Source organism: Bdellovibrio sp. GT3, assembly GCF_037996765.1.
Classification (GTDB): Bacteria; Bdellovibrionota; Bdellovibrionia; order Bdellovibrionales; family Bdellovibrionaceae; genus Bdellovibrio.
In genome coordinates this window covers 21,042-41,988 of sequence record NZ_JBBNAD010000006.1, presented here as the reverse complement: position 1 = coordinate 41,988, position 20,947 = coordinate 21,042, and the positions used below count along the sequence as shown (strand labels likewise).

17 protein-coding genes are annotated in these 20,947 nt (G+C 48.0%); 8 read left to right on the top strand and 9 right to left on the bottom strand.

Annotation, left to right across the window (positions count from 1 at the left end; all coding sequences use genetic code 11):
• Positions 1 to 2: 2 nt before the first annotated feature.
• Entirely contained in the window at positions 3 to 1,430 is a 1,428-nt protein-coding gene (locus AAAA73_RS15585) for an ABC1 kinase family protein (protein ID WP_340599417.1), read from the bottom strand.
• Between the two features lie 88 nt (positions 1,431 to 1,518).
• On the opposite strand from AAAA73_RS15585, the gene AAAA73_RS15580 reads away from it, so the two are divergent.
• Positions 1,519 to 2,829 carry a cryptochrome/photolyase family protein gene (locus AAAA73_RS15580; protein ID WP_340599416.1) on the top strand — a complete coding sequence of 437 codons (1,311 nt, stop codon included), beginning with the start codon at positions 1,519 to 1,521 and terminating at the stop codon, positions 2,827 to 2,829.
• Positions 2,826 to 4,190: a TIGR01777 family oxidoreductase gene (locus tag AAAA73_RS15575; RefSeq protein ID WP_340599415.1), complete on the top strand. Its 1,365-nt coding sequence runs from the start codon at positions 2,826 to 2,828 to the stop codon at positions 4,188 to 4,190. Before AAAA73_RS15580 ends, AAAA73_RS15575 begins: the two co-directional genes overlap by 4 nt.
• Here AAAA73_RS15575 and adeD read toward each other — a convergent pair.
• The 5 genes from adeD to AAAA73_RS15550 all read right to left on the bottom strand — a co-directional run bounded on the left by adeD (position 4,187) and on the right by AAAA73_RS15550 (position 11,192).
• Complete coding sequence (adeD, locus tag AAAA73_RS15570) at positions 4,187 to 5,947, bottom strand: adenine deaminase (RefSeq protein ID WP_340599414.1); 1,761 nt, start codon at positions 5,945 to 5,947, stop codon at positions 4,187 to 4,189. The two genes, AAAA73_RS15575 and adeD, sit on opposite strands and share 4 nt — an antisense overlap.
• A 4-nt stretch (positions 5,948 to 5,951) precedes the next feature.
• Positions 5,952 to 6,761 carry a xanthine dehydrogenase accessory protein XdhC gene (xdhC, locus tag AAAA73_RS15565; RefSeq protein ID WP_340599413.1) on the bottom strand — a complete coding sequence of 270 codons (810 nt, stop codon included), beginning with the start codon at positions 6,759 to 6,761 and terminating at the stop codon, positions 5,952 to 5,954.
• Positions 6,748 to 9,081: a xanthine dehydrogenase molybdopterin binding subunit gene (locus tag AAAA73_RS15560; protein WP_340599412.1), complete on the bottom strand. Its 2,334-nt coding sequence runs from the start codon at positions 9,079 to 9,081 to the stop codon at positions 6,748 to 6,750. The genes xdhC and AAAA73_RS15560 overlap by 14 nt, the downstream gene beginning before the upstream one ends.
• Positions 9,072 to 10,517 (bottom strand): xanthine dehydrogenase small subunit, encoded by a 1,446-nt coding sequence (locus AAAA73_RS15555; RefSeq protein WP_340599411.1) that lies wholly within the window; start codon positions 10,515 to 10,517, stop codon positions 9,072 to 9,074. The genes AAAA73_RS15560 and AAAA73_RS15555 overlap by 10 nt, the downstream gene beginning before the upstream one ends.
• A gap of 156 nt (positions 10,518 to 10,673) precedes the next feature.
• Positions 10,674 to 11,192: a hypothetical protein gene (locus AAAA73_RS15550; RefSeq protein WP_340599410.1), complete on the bottom strand. Its 519-nt coding sequence runs from the start codon at positions 11,190 to 11,192 to the stop codon at positions 10,674 to 10,676.
• 25 nt (positions 11,193 to 11,217) lie between these two features.
• Here AAAA73_RS15550 and AAAA73_RS15545 point away from each other — a divergent pair, with 25 nt between their 5' ends.
• The gene (locus AAAA73_RS15545; protein ID WP_340599409.1) at positions 11,218 to 13,587 is read left to right on the top strand and encodes a fatty acid cis/trans isomerase; all 2,370 of its coding nucleotides are present in this window, start codon (positions 11,218 to 11,220) and stop codon (positions 13,585 to 13,587) included.
• Positions 13,588 to 13,626: 39 nt separating this feature from the next.
• On the opposite strand, the gene AAAA73_RS15540 is transcribed toward AAAA73_RS15545, so the two are convergent.
• Positions 13,627 to 14,076, bottom strand: coding sequence for a Fur family transcriptional regulator (locus AAAA73_RS15540; RefSeq protein ID WP_340599408.1), 450 nt, complete (start codon positions 14,074 to 14,076; stop codon positions 13,627 to 13,629).
• 55 nt (positions 14,077 to 14,131) lie between these two features.
• A complete protein-coding gene (locus AAAA73_RS15535) occupies positions 14,132 to 14,857 on the bottom strand; it encodes an EI24 domain-containing protein (protein ID WP_340599407.1) in 726 nt (241 codons plus the stop codon).
• A gap of 53 nt (positions 14,858 to 14,910) precedes the next feature.
• On the opposite strand from AAAA73_RS15535, the gene AAAA73_RS15530 reads away from it, so the two are divergent.
• Positions 14,911 to 15,501, top strand: coding sequence for a histidine phosphatase family protein (locus AAAA73_RS15530; RefSeq protein WP_340599406.1), 591 nt, complete (start codon positions 14,911 to 14,913; stop codon positions 15,499 to 15,501).
• Between the two features lie 5 nt (positions 15,502 to 15,506).
• On the opposite strand, the gene AAAA73_RS15525 is transcribed toward AAAA73_RS15530, so the two are convergent.
• The gene (locus AAAA73_RS15525; protein WP_340599405.1) at positions 15,507 to 17,033 is read right to left on the bottom strand and encodes a PAS domain-containing sensor histidine kinase; all 1,527 of its coding nucleotides are present in this window, start codon (positions 17,031 to 17,033) and stop codon (positions 15,507 to 15,509) included.
• Positions 17,034 to 17,119: 86 nt separating this feature from the next.
• On the opposite strand from AAAA73_RS15525, the gene AAAA73_RS15520 reads away from it, so the two are divergent.
• From AAAA73_RS15520 to pstB, 4 genes are all read left to right on the top strand, one after another.
• Entirely contained in the window at positions 17,120 to 18,130 is a 1,011-nt protein-coding gene (locus tag AAAA73_RS15520; protein WP_340599404.1) for a PstS family phosphate ABC transporter substrate-binding protein, read from the top strand.
• A 75-nt stretch (positions 18,131 to 18,205) separates the two neighbouring features.
• Positions 18,206 to 19,081, top strand: coding sequence for a phosphate ABC transporter permease subunit PstC (gene pstC / locus AAAA73_RS15515; protein WP_445292047.1), 876 nt, complete (start codon positions 18,206 to 18,208; stop codon positions 19,079 to 19,081).
• Positions 19,082 to 19,999, top strand: a complete 918-nt coding sequence (pstA, locus tag AAAA73_RS15510) for a phosphate ABC transporter permease PstA (RefSeq protein ID WP_340599402.1) — start codon at positions 19,082 to 19,084, stop codon at positions 19,997 to 19,999.
• Positions 20,000 to 20,121: 122 nt separating this feature from the next.
• On the top strand, positions 20,122 to 20,895 hold the full coding sequence (gene pstB / locus AAAA73_RS15505) for a phosphate ABC transporter ATP-binding protein PstB (RefSeq protein ID WP_340599401.1): 774 nt from the start codon (positions 20,122 to 20,124) through the stop codon (positions 20,893 to 20,895).
• The last annotated feature ends 52 nt before the right edge of the window (positions 20,896 to 20,947 follow it).

Sequence of the window (20,947 nt, the reverse complement as noted above, 5' to 3'; positions counted from 1 at the left end):
AACTATTCCACGGAGTTCAGATGTTTAAGCAAGACGTCGCGACCGCGCATTTTGGCTTTTAAAATGGATAAGAATATAAAAACACCACCGGTCTTGCGATCCAGGAAAATGATTTCGCGAGGCGGGGCGCGCAGCGAAAACTGTCGGGCAATCTGGAAGACCTTCTTGGACAGACGCTGCGGGAGATCCGTGTTTTTCCAGTCATAATTTCCCTGGGCATCAATCACGCCCAAGGTGTTGCGCGGATCTGTGTGTTCAATAAAGGGCTCAACAGTTTCATAGCAGAAGGACTCAAACACAGCTTTTAATTCCGGGCTGTCTGTCGCGCGAACAAAACCTAGCTCCAGGGCGGCATCCATGAATACTTTTTGCTGATTGAATAATGAACCCTTCACCATGCGGCGATAGGGGCCCAGGAAAGAGTCATCGTAGGTGCGGGTTGCACCAAAATCCAACAGAATCAACTGATCATGCCCCTGAGGGTCAATGCGAATGCGGTAGTTCCCGCTGTGGGGATCCGTCTGAACTACGCCCCATTCAAAAATTTCTTTGAAATATAAATCCAGAAAATTCAAGGCCAGGCGATTGCGACGTTCCTGGGCCAGACTTTGAATGACCGGATCATCTGCTCGCAAGCCACGCTCAAAGGAGGTCGCAAGAATCTTCGGACCTGAAAACTCCCGATACACTTTTGGTACGACAAAGCGACGATCACCGTCTAAACGCCGGTGGTAATCCTCGGTGGCATCCGCTTCCTGAAGATAATCAGTCTCCTGAATCAACATCTCCCGAATTTCTGCAAACAGAGAATCTGTGTTAAAATCCTTCGGAATCAGTTTCAGGGTTGAGAGCATGGTTTTCAGAGCACGCAAGTCACTGTCGATGGCCTTATCCACATTGGGATATTGAATTTTCAGAACAATCAACTCGCCCGTGGCTTTGATGCGAGCGCGATGCACCTGACCCATGGAGGCCGATGCCAGGGCTTCCTTTTCAATATCCAGTAAGTCCAGCTTTTCCTGAGGTAAAAGTTCTTTCAGGCGCTTATCAATGGCCGTCCAATTAAGGGATGGGGAGTCTGACTGCAGGGATTTTAAAAATTCGTTGGCCTCGGGTGGAAGAAAGTGCTCGCCATACATGGAAAGCATTTGTCCTGCTTTCATAAGGCTGCCTTTGAGTTGCCCTAGTTCCACGCTGATATTCGAGGCTTGAGTTTCCAAAAGCTTTTTCCAATTGGCTTCTTTGAACTCTTTGGATTTTAAAACAGTCGTGACACCGTGGCTGGCGACGGAAGCTCCCGTCTGCAAAGTGATTTTTGCAATGGACAGTCCTCGGGAAAAAACCGATGACTTGATCTTTTTCAGACCCGTTTCGGGCTTTGCCTGTTGCGCATTGCTATTTTGTTTTTTGGCAGACTTTTTCTCATCCATGCTTCAAAATTTTACCTAAATCTTGTTCAATGTTAAACCCAAAATGTCCCACGCACTGCATGAGTGTGTCGGTGGGCAAAAGGAAATCATGGTACTATTTTGGTTTAGACGAGATCTGCGATTGAATGACAATGCGGGTCTATTTCATGCGTTGAAGGAATCCACCGAGGTTCAGCCCTTATTCATTTTTGATACGGATATTCTGGATAAATTGGACGATAAGCAGGACGCCCGGGTGACGTTTATTTACGACACCGTGAGTGCGCTTAAAGCCACCCTGCAAAAAAAGAAGTCTGATCTGTGGGTTCGCCACGGCAATGCCCTGGAAGTATTTAAAGAGTTGCTGGTGCAACATAACGTGGCGGCGATCTACACGAACCACGACTACGAGCCCGCGGCCCGCAAAAGAGACGCCGCTATTGCCAAGCTTGCAAAGTCCTTGAAGATTGAATTCAAAACCTACAAGGATCAAACTCTTTTCGAAAAGGACGAAATCCTCACGGGGCAAGGGAAGCCTTATACTGTTTATACGCCTTATAAAAATAATGTCTTGAAATCTCTGACTCCATTTTACCTGAAGTCCTATCCGAATGATCTTTATGAAAGTTCCTACACCAAAACCAAACCCGAAAAAATGCCGACGTTAAAGTCCCTGGGTTTTGAGCGTTCCTCATTGGAGTTTCCTCCGATTGAGCTCTCCAGCAAAATGTTAAAAAACTACGCCAAGGATCGTGATCTGCCGGCCGTGGAAGGGGGCACCTCGCACTTGGGTTTGCACCTGCGCTTTGGGACAGTCAGTGTCAGGGAGCTTGCGCGTGAGGGGATGAAATACTCTCCGGTGTGGTTAAGTGAACTTATCTGGCGGGATTTTTTTTTGCAGATACTGTGGCACTTTCCGGAAGTTGAAAAACGCAGTTTCCGCCCTGAATACGATAAAATTGCCTGGCGAAAATCGAAAGCCGATTTCACGCGCTGGTGTGAGGGGCGCACGGGGTATCCGCTGGTCGATGCCGGAATGAGGGAGCTTAATCAAACGGGCTTTATGCACAATCGTGTGCGCATGGTGGTTGCAAGCTTTCTATGTAAGCACTTGCTGATTCACTGGTATCACGGCGAAAGATACTTCGCGAAAAAACTTTTGGATTATGACTTGGCAGCGAACAATGGCAACTGGCAGTGGGCCGCGGGGTCTGGTTGTGATGCCGCACCTTACTTTAGAATATTCAATCCCGAAACTCAGGCGGATAAGTTTGATCCGGAATTAAAGTATATTAAAAAATGGGTGCCTGAATACGGCACTGACGCTTATCCTGAACCTATGATTGACCACAATGAAGCGCGGGGACGATGTCTACAGGCCTTCACCAAGGCTTTAAAAAATAAAGGACGACCGATATGAAGGTACTCATCACTGGAGCCACAGGACTGATCGGAAAAGAACTTGGTAAAAAACTTGCCTCTGACGGACATGAGATCACGGTGATCAGTCGCAGTCTTAGCAAGGCCCGCGAGGTGTTGCCGTTTCCCTGTGACGTGGTGGTCGGTGATCTGGTCCAGGGGCCCTTGCACGATAAAAAACTTGAAAACATCGAAGCCGTTATCAATTTGGTTGGCGAACCTGTCATAGGCATGCGCTGGACAGAGGAGAAAAAGAAAAACATTTTTCAATCCCGGGTGAATGCCACAGAGAATCTTATAAAATCCTTGCCTGGTGACCTGAGAGTTTTTGTTCATGGCTCAGCGATAGGTATTTATGGTCATTGTGGTGAAACAATTTTGCGCGAAGATCATCAAGCGGGAATGGATTTTCTTTCCGAGGTCTCCAAAGAATGGGAGCGGGCTGCAAGTCATGCTCCAGGTCGCAAGGTTTTTATTCGCACCAGTATTGTCTTGGCTCCGCACGGTGGTGCCCTGGAACAAATGCTTTTCCCGTTCAGAGCCGGTGTGGGTGGTGTCCTAGGGGATGGCAAGCACTGGATGAGTTGGATTCATATCGACGATATCGTGGGTCTTTTTGCAGAAGCACTTAAGAACAATGATTATGTCGGACCGATCAACGGGTGTTCGCCACATCCCGTGACGAATCGCGAATTTTCAGAAGTCCTTGCAAGCTCTCTGAATAAAAAACTTGGACCCGCGGTGCCGCCGATTGCTTTGAAGGCTTTGTTTGGAGAAGCATCTGAAGTCGTGCTGAGCTCAATTCGCGGTTCAGCAGAAAAGGCGATGGCCTTGGGCTATGAGTTTCAATATCCGACTCTGCGAAACGCCTTGGAGAATATTTGTTCAGCCTACAAAGAGGGCGAGGAAGTATTTTACGCTGAGCAATTTGTGCCCCAGCCTCCCGAGAAGCTGTTTCCGTTCTTCAGAGATCCCCACAATCTGGAAGCCATCACTCCGCCGAGTTTGAATTTTAATATTCAAAGCGTTTCGACAGCCGAGATCGAGCAGGGGACGTTGATAAACTATAAGCTAAAAATTCGTGGCATCCCGGCAAGCTGGGTCACAGAGATCGACGAGTGGAAACCACCGTTTCGTTTTGTTGATAACCAAAAGAAAGGCCCCTATCAGCTGTGGCATCACACCCATGAATTCAAACCATTCCTGGGTGGGACTCTGATGATTGACCGGGTTCGCTATAAATTACCGCTGGGGTATTTGGGCTGGCTGACGGCCAGTAAGATGGTCCGCAAGGATGTGGAGGAGATCTTTAAATTCCGTCGCGGTTACATCGCCCGGATGGATACTCCCCGCAAGCCTTAGACAGTTGCTTCCAGAGGGATGAACTTAAACTGAGTCACATCCACCAAGCCCTTGTCCGTCAGTTTTAAAGTTGGAATCACCGGAAGTGCCAAGAAGGCCATTTGGATAAATGGTTCTTCCAAAATCACGCCCTGACGTTTGAACGCGACCTTTAAGGTTTCAATTCCCTTTTTGATTTCATCAGCACTTTTCAGACTCAAAAGACCTGCAATGGGCAACTCTACAGAAGCCTGAACCGCACCCTTGTCGGCAACGACGAAGCCACCGCCCATGCGAATGATTTCATTAACCGCAACACACATGTCGGCGACGTTGGTGCCAATCACCATGATGTTATGGGAGTCGTGGGCCACCGAACTTGCCAGGGCGCCGGATTTTAAACCCGTGCCGCGAACAAAACCCAAACCCGCTGGTAGATTTTGTCCGTAGCGTTCAATATTGGCCATGAACAAAACGTCATCCTGATCAAAGGAAATACCGTCAAAGGAACATTTCAAATGCTTGGTGATAATTTCGTTCTGCACGATTTCAATGACGTTATAGGTGCCCTTCGTGTCAGGGAATGGCAAATCGCTCTCTTTAATGGGAGTGCGTTTGATGGTGTTTTCCATTGGGGGATTTGATTTTAAAAGTTTCTCGGAAACTTTATCTGAAAGCTTCAACTCAGAAACCAACTCGCCCGCAATCATCACGTCCTTAATTGAAACCTGTGTCAGATCCTTTAACAAAACCAGGTCCGCGCGTTTTCCTGGAGCCACCAGCCCCAGACGTTTTAAACCAAAGTGTTTTGCCGCTGAATAAGTGGCCAAACGGTATGCCACATGCACTGGGACTTTGTGCGTATTGATAAGTTCTTTGATTATAAAATTGATATGTCCTTCATGCGCAATCTCAAAGGGATTGCGATCATCTGTGCATAACAAACACTGTGGAGAGGAGAACTCACTCACCAAGGGAGCCAGGGTTTTTAAGTTCTTTGCTACACTGCCTTCGCGAATAATAAGACCCATGCCTTTTTGCAATTTTTCGCGGCCTTCTTCCAATGTCACGGTTTCGTGGCAGTTTTGAATTCCGGCAAGCAAATAGGCATTCAGGGCTTTGCCTTGCAATAGCGGTGCGTGACCGTCCAGATTCAGATCGGAAAACTCTTCGACCTTATCCAGAACACTGTTGTCAGCATTAATAACGCCAGGGAAATTCATCATTTCGGCCAGTCCTAAAACGGCCGGATGATTTTTAAGTTTCTTCATTTCATCCAAAGTAAAATCCGAGCCCGTGGTTTCAAATCCCGGAAGAGCGGGGACACAGGAGGACATTTGCACGAAAAGGTTTTGTTTGGTGATCTCTGCGCATCTTAAGAACCACTCAAATCCACGCGCGCCCATGACGTTGGTGATTTCGTGAGGGTCACAGATTGCCGTCGTCGTTCCCAGTGGCAAAGTTGCTGCTTCAAACTCAAAAGGCGACATCATCGAGGATTCAATGTGCAAGTGACCATCGATGAAGCCGGGAGTGATAAAGGCGCCGCCGCCATCAATCACGCGACGAGCCGGGGCGTCAGCGTATTCCAGGCCCACGCCCACGATGTATTCACCACCGATGGCAATGACCGAAGGATAAATTTCACCAGTGATGACATTAAGAATTTGGATGTTCTTAATCAGAATATCGACTTTTTCATCACCACGTGCCTGAGCCAGGCGAGTGGGAAGTTCGGTGCGGGGAATGCCTTGAGTTTTTTTGTTCTGCAAAGACACGATATTACTCCTGGTTTTTTGAAATCATAAGGGTGTCGCGGGTTTTAAGTAATTGTGCGACGATACTAAAGGAGATCTCGGCGGGATTGTTGCCGCCAAAGTGGTCTCCCATCGGACAGTGAAAATCCTTGATCAAGCTCTCAGCGATTCCAGCCGCTTTCAAATCACTGTCCAGACGTTTGCGTTTCTGCTCGCTGCCGATGTTGCCGACATAGTTAAAGCGGGAACGGGTCTTCATCGTTTCAATCAAGACCGGTAAATCCGTCCCGTGACCCATGGTCATCAGTGTGACATAGGTGCCGTCTGGAAGTTTTGCGACTTCGTCAGAAAGTCTTTCTGTTAGAATAGTTTTTAATTTGGGTGACTTGGGTAAACGGCTCAGCCATTCATCGCGTTGATCAAAACACGTGACCTGGCAATCCAAAAACAGCAGCAGTCGGACAAATTCCTGAGCGATGTGGCCTGCGCCAAATACGGCGATGTGAAAGGGGTTTTGCGCCTTGTGCAGTTCAAAAAAGAAACTCACCACGCCACCACAGGTCATGCCGATATCTTTTTGCAGGTTCCAATCCACAAAGTGATTCTTGTGGTCTTCTTGAATCATGCGCTGGGCTTCTTTGATGGCGGCATTTTCCACTTTGCCACCGCCAACTGTGCCAAACTCCAGACCGTCAGCACTGACCAGGGCTTTTGCGCCCACGTCCTGCGGAGACGATCCGATTTGTTTCACCAGGGTTACGGCAACAAAGTTTTTGCCGGAATCCTGAAGGCGCTTAAAAGCACTCAGGAAGTTTTCAAAATTAGGTCCGGTCATAACGGCTCAGCTCCATGAGAACCACCTCGGGAGTGGCAGGTGAAACGATCTGCGGAATTTTACCCTGAGCTTTGTAGCGAAGTGCATCCTTGATAGCGGTCCACGCACTGATCCCCAACAAGAACGGCGGCTCGCCCACGGCCTTGGAGCCGTGAATGTTAGCGGTGTTACCGTTGTTTTCAATGAAGTCCACATTGAAAACACGAGGCGTGTCCTGAACGTTGGGAATTTTGTAGGTGGTCGGCGAGTGGCTTAGAAGTTTTCCGTCTTTATTGTGGTAAAGCTTTTCAGAAGTCACCCAGCCCATACCCTGAACATAAGCGCCGGTCACTTGACCGCGGTCGATCCCTGGATTCAAAGGTCTTCCCAGGTCCATCAGGATGTCGGTACGAAGAATTTTGTATTCACCCGTATAAGTGTCAATTTCAACTTCTGTCGCTGCCACACCGTTGGTGAAGTACTTAAACGGCGTGCCCTTGCCTGTGGTTTTGCTGTAGCCCAGTCCCTCAGTTTTAAAGTGCGCGTATTCGCCAAGACTTAAGCGATTAAAATAGGCTTTCAAAATCAAATCCACCCAAGTCATTTCAGTCTTGGTCGGAAGGTGGGTGATTTTGGAATTACTAAAATCAAACTCTTCAAATTTTAAATTAGTCTCATCAAATGCCGGGCATTCGTTGATGTCATCCATGGGCGCTTTTGCCAGCGTTTGCTGAAATACCCAAGCCAGGCGCTTGCGAATTCCCATGGCTGCTTTATGTGCAGCCGCGCCGTTAATATCTGCACCACTGGAAGCCGCTGTCGGTGACGTGTTGTGGTTTTTCTCTGTCGAGGTCGCCATCACGCGAACCTGTTCGGCAGGAATACCAAAACAGTGAGCGACGATTTGTTGAATCTTGGTGTTTACACCTTGGCCCATTTCCGTCGCACCTGTGGAAACCTGGACAGTTCCATCCTTGTGCACGTTCACGGAGGCGTTGCCTTGATTTAAAAATCGCGCCGTAAAGGCGATACCAAATTTAGTGGCCGTGACCGAAAGTCCGCGCACCTTACCGTGGGAGTTTTTATTGAACTCCTCGATTTCACTGCGGCGCTTTTGGTAATCACTGTCTTTGCGCAGGCGTGCAAACAGCTCAGGCAAAGGAGCGTTTTCCAGTCGTTGACCGTAGTGAGTGGTGTTGCGTGAGTCCTCTTGATAGCAATTGCGCTCACGAATCAACAATGAATCGATTTTCAGGTAAGCGGCCATTTCTTCAATGATGCTTTCAATAGTCATGGTCCCTTGCGGTCCCCCAAAGCCACGGAAGGCGGTATTTGAATACATGTTCGTGCGCACCACGTGTCCTTCAATGAAGGCGTTCGGTAGGTAGTAGGCGCCATCAATGTGAAAAAGTGCGCGATCCAAAATAGAACTGGAAAGATCGGCGTAAGCTCCGCCATCCGCATAGAGGTGGCATTTAAGTCCCAGGATCATGCCATTGTCATCAAAGGCCACGTCCCAGAAGTTTTTAAACGGATGACGTTTGCCGGTCATCGCCATGTCGTCATCTTTGGAAAGTATCAATCTTGCGGGACGATTTAGTTTTTGCGCAACCAAAGCAGCTAGTGCAGCAAATGGTGCAGCTTGGCTCTCTTTGCCGCCAAAGCCGCCACCCATGCGTTTTACCACGCACACTACTTGATGTAGCGAAAGGCCCAAGGCTTCTGCAACAAGATGTTGGGTCTCGGTGGGATGTTGGGAGCTTGAGTGAACTTCAATCTGTCCATCTTCCAACGGGTAAGCCACGCAGGCCTGGGATTCCAGATAGAAATGCTCCTGGCCGCCGCATTCAAAGGCGCCACTTAAGCGGTGAGGGGCGCTGGCCATGGCCTGATCCACATCACCACACTTCATCGGGCCGCCATGGTACATGAACTGGTTTTTCTCAATCGCCGCATCAATGCTTAATACGGCTTCAGCTTTTTCAATTTCAAAGGTTATCAGATTTCTGGCCTGCAAAAGTAAATCGTAATCAGTGCCGACCAAAATCATCGCCGGTTCTTCGTAGTAACCGATTTTGCTTTCAACCAAAATAGGCTGTTCAACAACGATGGTGCCCCAAACATTGTGGTGCAGATCTTTTGCGGTAAAGGCCGCTAAAACGCCAGGCGCCTTAAGGGCTTTTTCATAGTTGATGGATTTTAAAATACCCGCCGCCGCCGGGACACCCACGGGCAAGACCAGGACTTCACCTTGCATGTAAGGGCGGTCGTCGATAAAGACACTGGTGCCACTGACATGACCCGTGGAAGAATCGTGGGGGATGTTTTTCCCTATGGACATACAGCCTCCATTTTGGAATTCATTTCTGCATTCAATTCATGGAAGCATTTTTTAAATAAATTCTCGGTGACCAGATGGCGATATTCAGAACTCGCGCGCAGATCCGACAAGGGTTTAATCAGACTGGATGCCAAAGCTCCAGCTGCAGTAAAAGTCTTTTCGCTAAAAGAATGTCCTGCCAGCAGGCTTTCAACCTGTGGCATGCGCACGACCGTTGGGCCCACGCCGCCCATGCTGATGCGGGCTTCCGTGATTGTGCCGCCATCCAGTTTTAAAACTGCCGCAAAAGTGACAGCGGAAATGTCCAAATCCTTGCGAAGCGAAACTTTGAAATAACGATGCACATAGTTTCCAACCAGTGCTGGAACAAAAAGTCCGGTGGCGATTTCGTCTTCGGCCTTGTCGAACACTTTGTACCCTTTGTAATACTCACTCAGTTTTACAGAGCGGGCGCCACGTACGGATTGAAACTGAATTTCTGCATCCAGAGTCATCAATGGAGGAATGCTGTCGCCTATCGGGGAGCCATTTAGAATATTTCCCAGCAAGGTTCCCTGATTTTTAATTTGTGGCGAAGCAAAAATATGCAGCAGGCGCTTTAGTTCCGGATGATCTGACTTTACGAAATTTTCCACGTCCGTCAAAGTCGCCATGGCACCAATCAAAATTCCAGAAGCAGAACCGCTGACGATTTGTGTGCCCGGAATTTTATTTAAGACCATGATTTCCTGAAGAGATGTTTTTGCCTTGTTGATCAAAACACCCAGGTCTGTCGCTCCTGCCACCAGGCGCACCGCCGGATTCTCGGATTTAATGCGCAGGGCTTCCGTCAAAACGGTGGGCATGGAGAGCTTTTTATTTTCACTCTGGATTTCAATTCCCTCAGAAAGGTGGGATTTGAATTTAGAAGTAAGATCCGTGGTCAGGTAGCGTTCAGAAAGGAGTTGCCACTTGTTTAAATCCAAATGCGTTGCCGCCTTTAGAATCGGTTCGTATCCCGTGCAGCGGCAAAGATTTCCCGTCAGGTAGTTTCGCGCTTTTTTCTCGGTGATGGCACTGCCCGAGGTTTTGCAGTCCTCTGCGAGTTGCGCCATGGAGCACACCATACCCGGTGTGCAGAATCCGCACTGGCCCCCATGAAAGTCGCGCATCTTGTTTTGAACTTCGCTCAGTTCTTCGGCGTCCTTCATACCTTCGACGGTGACGATACAGGACAGATCAAAAAGATAAACGGGAGCAATGCAGGAATTGATTGTGCGTAGAGGAGTCCATCCATCAGCGCGCAGAGTGGAGGTCACAACGGAGCAGGCTCCGCAGTCGCCTTCTGCGCAAACAACCTTGGTGCCTGGCTTATGGAGGGTGTTGCGTAAGAACTGTGCCAAGGGCTGAAAAGCCTCGTCGGCAGAGACCTGAATATTCTCACCATTTACGTTCACTATAAGATGATTTCTTTTTGTGATTTGAGTCATCCTATAGGCGTCTCATGAAAACTGTGACCTAGCAAGTAGTCAGAGGTCTAAAATAAAAAAAAAGACTCTCGCAAGAGAGCCTTTTTCAGAGAATTTTATCATTTTGCAAGACTGAGGACAGAACTAGTGGCGAACGATATCCGCTGCAGTTTCTTTAGCCACATCATTCAAGCAATCAGCAAAGAATTTGCAGACCATGAACAAGTGAACTTGCTCATCAGCTTCCAAGGAAGGCTCAAGGTCTGGGGACATGAAAAGCTCTTCAATGATGTAGTTGATAAGCTCAGGTTGACCTTCAGTTTTTGCGCGCTCCTGAATTTGTACGATCATTTCGTCGTTCATTTGCAGGAAGGATTCCATTTCTGGTTCCGCTTTTTCAAAGCGAGCCACAACTTCATCTTCAGTGATCGCGCGCATTTTTCCGTATTTTTCTTCATAGGCGCGATTCAGAATCAAGGCCATCATGAAGCCCAGGTCTTGAGCGCCTTCGCTCATGTCTTCGATGAACTCCATGAAAAAGCCGCCCAAATCCGGCTGCACATCAAACAGGTGCTCAGACGCTTTTTCAAGATCAGCTTCTGTCTCCATACCGCAGATCACGTCGATAGAATCTTGTACAACTTCAAATGGGATTTTTTCCATGCTATTCCTCTTAACTGTGTTTACTATGGCAGAGAATACAGGGGAGATTCACGCGATGCAATTCATTAAGACATTTGTATTCTGTTTTATTTTGTCCTTTTTTTCGCTCTCAGTCAGCGCGAAGGAGGCAAATGCAGATTTCATCCATCCCGAGGACCTCTACTCTCATAAAATTCAGCCTATCTTCGATAATCGCTGCCTGTCTTGCCACAGCTGTTTCAATGCCCCTTGTCAGCTGAATCTGCAGAACTTTGAAGGTTTTGCCCGCGGTGCGAACAAACTGAATGTCTATGATGGCACTCGGATGGACAGTGTCGTCCCATCGCGCATCTGGATTGATGAAAAGACCACGGAAGCCTGGCGGACCCGTAAGTTTTTTACGGTTCATACCTCAGTGGACCCTCAGGAAAGCCTCTTTTTCCAGATGCTTAATATGCGCGCAGTCAATTCAGCATCTGTTAAAGCGCAGGTTCACGAAAGCCACATCTGTGCTGCAAACATGACCGAGCTTGAAAACTTGAAAAAGACTCAGCCGCAGTTGGGAATGCCCTATGGTCTGCCGGCTTTGAACGACGCGGAGCTTGAATCAATTAAATCGTGGATCGCCAAAGGTGCTCCCGGTCCCGGTAAAGAAGCCCTGAAAAAAGCAAGCACACCCTCTGAAAAGCTGCATCGGCAAATTGCCGACTGGGAAAAGTATCTGAATCATTCCGATTTAAAGCAAAAGCTGATCAGTCGGTATCTTTACGAGCATTTGTTTTTGGCGCATATCTATTTCAAGGAAGAGCCCCGCGAGTTTTACAGACTGATCCGATCAAAAACGGCCTGCGAAAAGCCGGATGAGATCGCCTCGCGTAGGCCGAATGATGATCCCGGAGTTAAAAGATTTCAATATTGCCTTATCCGCTTTCCGGGAACTATTGTCGCAAAAACTCATTTGCCCTACGAGTTTTCAACGCAAAAGCTAGCGCGCTTCAAGCACCTCTTTAATGAATCAGAGTGGGATATCGAAAAGCTTCCCTCCTATGAAGCTGGGGTCGCGGAAAACCCTTACCTGGCTTTTCAAAGTATCCCAGTAAAAAAACGCTATCAGTTCCTGCTTGATGATGCTCAATATCATGTGTCGACCTTTATCAAAGGACCCGTGTGCAACGGCTCCATGGCGGTCAACTCCATTCAAGAGCAGTTCTATGTTTTCTTCTTAAATCCCGAAGCGGACAAAATGGTGCTCTCGCCGGAGTACGAAAAGCGCGCAAGCCCGTTGTTAAAAATGCCAGGGCAGTTTGGTTCAGACGTTAAGTTTTCATCAGCGCCCGGAGACCTTAAGGATATTACGGATTTTCGGGAGTCCTATCGCAAACTGCGCAGCGAGGAACTAAGTAAAGTTCGACCTAATGGCTACACCTTGAATGATATCTGGGATGGCGACAATACCAATCCAAATGCGGCGTTGACGGTCTTCAGGCATGATCAAAATGCTGTGGTGATGAAAGGCGCGGTCGGGGACTTGTCCAAAACTGTTTTCGTTTTGGATTATCCGTTGTTGGAAAGACTTGTTTACAACCTGGTTGTGAATTTTGACGTCTTCGGGAATGTGGGACATCAGCTTTTAACCCGCGTTTACATGGATATGATTCGCATGGAAGCCGAGGAGCTGTTCCTAAGATTTCTGCCGCCCGAGCAGCGCCTTTCTTATCGTCGTAAGTGGTATGAAGGTGTTTTAACGAGTGCCAAGATGGGCTATATTTTTCCCCCGGTGGGTTCGGCTGAGCCCACTGGAGTGCGTTTCACCGAAGAGACTGAAACCAAACGTCAGATGGTGGAAAAAATTCTTTTTTACCGCATGAACGATACAGTTCGCGGTGCCGTGGATCCGATCAACTGGCGGGTCGTGGTGCCACCTCAGAGTGCCAACCTCAAGGTGCAAGCAAAAGGCATGGATGAGCAATTCCGCAAAATTTCATCCATCAAAGCACAGGGGAAATCTCCTTTTGCGCGCTATTTCCCCGATGTGGCCTATGTCATGGTTCACCCGAAAGCGGGTGCTTCCCGGGTCTTCACTTTGATTCATAATAAGGAACACGAAAACGTTTCCTGGATTACGGCCGAGAGTCTGCGTATGGCGCCGAAAGAGGACACACTGACTTTGCGAGAGGGGTTCTGGGCCTCGTATCCCAATATGATTTTTGAACTCAGTGAAAAACAATTGCCGGAGTTCACGCGGCAAGTAAGCCAAATCAAAAGTGATAAAGACTATGAGGGTCTTGTGAGTAAGTGGGGCGTTCGTCGTCAGAATCCTAATTTTTGGAAGGCTTACGATGAGTTGCAAAAGGCTTATTTGGCATATGACCCGATTGATGCCGGATACCTGGATCTAACTCGCTACAGCCTCTAAAAGGTGCCAGGTCCTAGTTACGTAAGCAATGCGTTAGCACTACTGGCACTTGGAACAAAGGCCAAAGAAATCCAGACGGTGGGATACAGACTTGTAGCCCATCTTTTCAACCATCTGGATGTGTTGATCCAGGTCGCAGATGTGCAGGGCTTCCACGCGCTGGCAATTGCGGCAGATGACGTGATGGTGATGGTGGCCGGACTCCAAAGTCAGTTCAAAGCGCGCAACGCCATCACCGAACTCCAGGCGATTCACCAGCAAGGACTCTTCAAATTTTTTAAGAATACGATAGATGGTCACCAGATCAGCGCCGGCTTCTTTGCCACCGATTTTTTTAAAAATCTCGTCAGCAGAAATAGGCTCCGGATGATGCAAAAGGATTTTTAGCATCTGACTGCGCTGCTGGGTGAGTTTCATCCCGGCTTTGCGCACTCTTTCTTCCAGAGTGTCGATATCGATATTTTTACGTTCCTGACTGCATTTGCTCACGGGGGCAAGATAGCCGAACTTCAGCTAAAAAGCCACCCCGGGAAATTGGAATACACTAGGATTTCTTGGATCTGAGGACTGAAAGGGCGTTTAAACCGTAATGGGTGTAACAGATGGCTGCAAACACCGGCAAAAAGAACAGGGCAAAGGGGATATAAGAAAATATTCCAATGATCAATCCCATGCCGAAGAGGGGTTTTGCCTCTGCGGACTCGATGGCCTGGCGCTCTTCTTGGCTCGCATAGTCCTGCAAAACATCGTACAGGAAAACCTTTTTATTAAGCCACGAAGTCAGACTTAACGGGACCAGAATCGCTCCCGCAGGTAAGAGCCACAGGGGCAGGGTGACACAAAACCAGAATATAAATAAAGCGGAAGTATAGGCGGTATTCCACAAGCTGCCCATCAGGGATCCACCGTGCTTTTTCTCCAAGTGCGGATAATCCTTTTCAGCGATCCACTTTAAAGCCACCGGCAAAACAAAAATGGAAACAAAAATCAGCGCCAGTAAAAAGCAGGCAGGGATAAACAACAGCACCAGAACAATGGCGGCCACTGCGTCGACATAACCTCCCCAGCCCGTGAAATCATGCAGCCACTGGAAAGGCCAAAGACCTTGCAGAAATCCTTCAAGCCCCACAGTCCAACTGCCCCAGTAAAAGAAAAAAACCATAAACACGGCAAGGACCGCCAGAATAGGCGGGACGAACGTCAGCAAGAGCAGACGAAAACTAAACAAAGACTCAAAAGACCTGCGGAAAGTTCTGATAATCTTGTGCATGTAAGTATCTTTCCTCTTTTAATTTCCCGTTGCAAGTGTTTCAATCGGGGCCTATGAGAAAAACAATTTATCTATTCAGACACGGGCAAACAGATTGGAATTTGCTTCGTCGTATGCAGGGTCATTCCGATATCCCGCTTAACGATGAAGGACGCAAACAGGCTCTCAGTCTGCAGGAGTTTTTCGCAAGCCATCCCGTGGAAATGATGTTCACCAGTGATCTGATGCGCGCACAACAAACCGCCCGGATCGCCAATGAAAAAATAAGTGCGCCCACCTATGTCTCTGAAAAGTTCCGTGAAGTGTTTCTGGGTGACATCGAGGGCATGACCCAGGATGAAATCAAGGAAACACATGGTGAGGACAGCTGGCTACGTTGGACTTCCCACGAAATTAAGAATTTTTCCTTCACTTATCAAAACGGTGAGAGTGCCCATGATGCGATTGAGCGGTTCAAGGTGGGTTTGATGGAAATATGCAAAACGCACAGCTTTCAGGCGGCGGGTCTTTGCACACACGGTTTAATGCTGAAAAGATTCCTGCATTCCTTGCGCCCGGATCTGACGGAGCCCCTGCCGATTCCAAATTGCATTGTGTATCGAATCAATTGGAGTTCCGAGCAGGGTTTTGAGTTTTCACCTTAAAAGCTCTATTGCAAACGAGGCAGGCGCATCACGAAGGTGGTGTGTTCGGCGGTGCGATCCAGGAACAAGTCCCCTTTGTGCGCCTTGATAATACCTGTTGAAATGCTCAGTCCAAGGCCTGTTCCTTTGCCAATTTCCTTGGTGGTGAAAAAAGGTTGCATGATTTTTTCTGCCACATCATCAGGAATTCGCGGGCCCGAGTCGATGATCTTAATATCAATAAAGTCAAAATGCTCGGCCGCTTCAACGCAGATCCATTTTTTCTCTGAAGCCTGGGCGGCATCAAAAGAGTTGTTTAGCAGATTCAGCAGGACCTGCTCGATTTGAATCAAGCGGCATTCGATTTCAAAATCCTCGTCGATATTTCCAACCTTAAGTTCGACTTCGTGATTGTAAAATCGGGTGCGGCAGAACTCCAAAGTCTCATCAATCAGACTTTTTACGCTGACCAATTCAAAGGGATCTTTGTCGCCTTCACGGGAAAATGAGCGCAAAGATTTGATGATTCGGGCAATTTTATCCGCAGTTTTACTGATGCTTTCTGCGGCCTGCTTAATTTTCTCCGGATCCAGACTTCCGTTTTCCACCATTTGCTGTAACTGAAAGGAGCGCGCCTGAATGACGGTCAGAGGATTGTTGATTTCATGAGCGATCCCTCCGGACATTTCCCCCAAGGCCGCCATTTTTGCGGTGGCAACCATTTTTGCGTTGGATTCTTCAATCTTCTTTTCTGATTGGATTTCCCGTGTGGAATCCCAAGCCACACCAAAAAAAGGCGCTCCGGGGCGGGATTCATTTTTTCGACCATACATCGTGATGTGATGAATGGAATCATCGTCATGCCGAACTCGGTAGTGGATTGAAATTCCCGGATCGTTTCGGTTGTAGGAGTCATAGAAATGCGTCGTTGTCGGCTCGCGGTCCTCGGGTAGGATGCGGCGGCGATAAGTTTCCATTGGATCGTCGTTGGGTTCCTCGCCATGCAGTTCAAACATACGGCGATCCCACTTTGGAATGGCATTCACAACATCCAAAGAAAACGTCGCCATCTTGGCGGCGGATAAAGAAAGATTTAAAGTGTTCAGTGTCTCGGCCAGCTGTTCTTCGTGGAATTTTTGGTCGTCGATGACGGCAGCGATTCCGACCACACTGAGCGGAACTCCTTTTTCATCACGTTTGAAAATGATGACTCGGTCGTCAATCCAGTGATACTGTCCCCAGACATCTTTGAAGCGATATTGAAAATGCATGATCTCGCCGTCGACCATTTGGTTCAAAATGTAATCGCGGGATCTTTGTAAAGCAGGGAGGTCGTCTGGATGCATGACAGTTGGCCAATAATTGTGTCCCATGGCAATGAGTTGCTCTTGTTTCCAGCCAAAGCGACTCGCCACATTTTCATTAAACCATGCCATTGTGCCAGCGTGAATATCAAATATGTAAACGGCGCTGGGCAAGACTTCAAAAACCTGCTCTATCAATGTTTTCTTTTCGGAGTTCAAATCTTCATCTGCCATAGTGATTAAAATCATACTCGAAATGGCGTATAACGCAAAATGGCTAAATCCTAATCAAACCTTAACAATACTCTAAAAATACCCCGTGATAGATTTCTAACATGTTACAACTGCTTACTTTTTTAGCAACTTTGACTTTGTCGTTCAACTTTGTATCACCGGCTTACGCTCAGGTGCCCGTGATCCGTATCGACGGCTCAAGCACGGTCTTCCCCATCACGGAAGCCATGGCTGAGGAGTATCAAACTATGAAGCGCGGAAAAGTTCGCGTGACCGTGGGAATCTCCGGTACCGGTGGTGGCTTTAAAAAATTCTGTCGTGGTGAAACCGACGTACAAAACGCCTCCAGACCCATTCAAGCAGCTGAAATAAAAAAATGCGAGGAAAAGGGAGTTCGTTTCCTTGAGCTGCCGATCGCTTTCGATGCGACGGCAATTATCGTGAGCCCCAAAAACACCTGGCTAAAATCCATCACCACAGATGAACTTAAAAAAATGTGGGAACCCACGGCTCAAGGAAAGATTTTGTTGTGGTCTGATGTGAATCCCGCTTGGCCGAAAGAAAAAATGAAATTGTTCGGTGCAGGCTCTGACTCCGGAACTTTTGATTATTTCACCGAAGCGATTATGGGGAAATCCAAATCGTCACGTGGTGACTACACGGCAAGCGAGGATGACAACACCCTAGTGACCGGTGTCGCAAATGACCTGAATGCCCTTGGTTACATTCCTTTGGCTTATGCCGAAGAAAACATCGCTAAGCTGCGCATTGTGCCGGTGGTGGGTGGCCCTAAATCGCCTAAAAAAAATGAACCAATAATTCCAGCTCGTAAGACAGTTGAAAGCGGGGAGTATTTCCCGTTGTCCCGCCCAGTGTTCATTTATGTAAATGAAAAGTCGTTGGCGAAGGCTGAAATTCTGGAATTCACAAATTTCTTTTTGCAAAACTGTCCAACCATCGTTCCTGAAGTGAAGTATGTGGCGCTACCTGCTGCAGCCTACAAAATCGGACAAGATCACGTGAAAGCCAGAAAGGTGGGCACCGTTTTCGGTGGTCACACCGAGATCGGCGTAAAGGTCGAAGACCTGATGAAGCGCGAAAGTGCAAAGTAAGAAGCAGCCATCGTGAGTAAAAAACAACTAAAGAAATTATCTGAATTCACCTCGGCGAACCACCCTGTTCGCCGCATGCGACGTTTGAAGGAAGCTTTGATCGAAAGCATTCTTTTCTTAGCGGCAGCAAGTTCGGTGTTTGTGACCCTGGGGATTGTCGGAATTCTGGTAACGGAAAGTATTCCGTTCTTTGAACACGTCAGTTTTTGGCAGTTTATCACAGACCCTGAGTGGACTCCTTTGTTCGAGAATGCTCACTACGGTATTTTGCCTTTGTTGTGCGGAACCTTTCTAACAACGATCATTGCCTTGCTTGTGGCGATTCCACTGGGCACGGTGGCAGCAGCTTTCCTCAGCGAGTACGTGCGCCCCAATGTGCGAGAGATTTTAAAACCCGTCCTTGAAATGCTGGCGGCCGTTCCGACAGTCGTTTACGGTTACTTTGCATTGTTGTTTGTGACACCTCTGTTGCAAAAAGTTTTTCCATCCATGGGTGGCTTTAACGTTTTGTCAGCGGGCTTGGTAATGGGTGTGATGATCATTCCTTACATCAGTTCCCTTAGCGAAGATGCCATGCGCTCGGTGCCAAGTCACTTGCGTGAAGCTTCCTTTGCAGTGGGGGCCTCGCGCATTCAAACAGCTTTCCGCGTGGTGATTCCTGCCGCTTTTTCCGGGATCACTTCAGCCTATATTCTGGGTATTTCCCGTGCGCTCGGTGAAACCATGGTCGTGGCCATCGCCGCAGGTATGCAGCCGAATCTGACATTGAATCCCTTGGAGCCTTCGGCAACCATCACAGCCTTTATCGTGCAAGTGAGCTTGGGCGACCTTCCTCACGGCTCCATCGGCTATCAGTCAATCTATGTCGCAGGTTTAAGCCTACTGTGTTTGACTTTGTGTTTTAATATTTTCGGCCTGTGGCTACGTAAAAAGTTTCAGGAGAAGGAATAGATGGAATCAAGACAGGACCTTCTTTCCAATATCAAACGCCGCCAGATGTGGGACTTCTGTTTTGCTCTTGCGGGCTTAATGGCATTGATGTTTGCCCTGGTGACGTTGCTGGCTTTGATCGTGGATCTGGCCATAACCGGCGTGCCACGAATTAATTTTGATTTCTTCACGAACTTCCCATCTCGCTTCCCGCAAAAGGCGGGGATTCTATCCGCTTGGGTGGGGTCATTTTGTATCATGCTGACCACGGCCTTCTGTGCAATTCCACTGGGAGTGGCGGCGGGTGTCTACTTGGAAGAGTATGCCAAGAAAAACTGGGTTTCCAGTTTGATTGAGCTCAATATCGTAAATCTTGCCGGCATTCCGTCGATCACCTATGGATTGATGGCGCTTGGCTTGTTCGTTTATAAACTGAAACTGGGCCAAAGTATCCTGACTGCTGGTCTGACATTGGGATTATTGGTTTTGCCCATCATCATCGTAACCACACGTGAAGCCATTCGCTCTATTCCCAATATCATCCGTGAAGCCAGTTACGCGATGGGTGCCAGCAAATGGCAAACGATCCGCTATCATATTTTGCCATACTCTTCCGGCGGTATTCTAACGGGTGTAATCATCTCTTTATCGCGCGCGATCGGAGAGACGGCTCCATTGATTACGATTGGTGCTTTGACGTTCATTGCATTCTTGCCGACGTCACCGATTGACACTCATCTGCCTTATTTGAATTTCAAATGGCTGATGGACCCATTCACGGTGATGCCAATTCAGATGTTCAACTGGTTGTCCCGCCCACAAGCTGAATTCCACGTAAATGCAGCCGCGACGGGGATTGTATTGTTAGTAATGACCTTAGTAATGAACGGCGGCGCCATCTGGCTCCGCAGCCGCTTCCGCAAAAAGATGAAGTGGTAAAAGGTTGTTGAGGTACGGACTTACTTTCTCCGGATTCCGAGTGAGTAAGTCATAGGTGACTGGTTGGTTTGGTGAAGTCCAAACCGAATTTTGAAAAATTATTTAGTAAGATAGGATACTTTATGAACAACGAACTAGTATTAAGAGCAGACGTTAAAAACTTGATGTTCTCCTATGGTGAAAAGAAAGTTTTGAACGGCATTACTCTGCCAATTTACGAAAATCGTGTGACGGCTTTGATCGGACCCTCTGGTTGCGGTAAAACCACTCTTCTTCGTTGTTTCAATCGCATGCACGATCTTTATGCCAATGCCCATTATCAGGGTGAAATCACTTTGCATCCAGACGGCATCAATATTCTGGGTAAAGAAATCGATCCGATGGAAGTGCGCATGCGTATCGGGATGGTTTTCCAAAAGCCAAATCCATTTCCAAAAAGCATTTACGAAAACGTCGCGTACGGCTTAAAAGTCCGTGGTGTGAAAAAGAAAGCTTTCATGGAAGAGCGCGTGGAAAAATCCCTGCAGCAAGCCGGATTGTGGACTGAGGTGAAAGACCGCTTGAACTCCTCGGCCACGGCTTTGTCCGGTGGTCAGCAGCAGCGTCTGTGCATTGCGCGTGCATTGGCTACTGAACCTGAGATTTTGCTATTGGACGAACCTACATCTGCTTTGGATCCGATCTCCACTCGTCATATCGAAGAACTGATTCAGGAACTTCGTAAAGACGTGACCATCGCAATCGTTACTCACAGTCTGCATCAGGCGGCCCGTGTTTCTGATTATACGGCCTTTATGTATTTGGGTGATTTGATTGAGTTTGGGGGGAGTGATCAGGTCTTCACAAATCCCAAAGATCAGAAAACGGAAAATTATATCACAGGCCGCTTCGGCTAACCCTACTCGGAGCGGTGAAAAAGGCCTGATTGCTGCGTTGTCGGGTTATCTC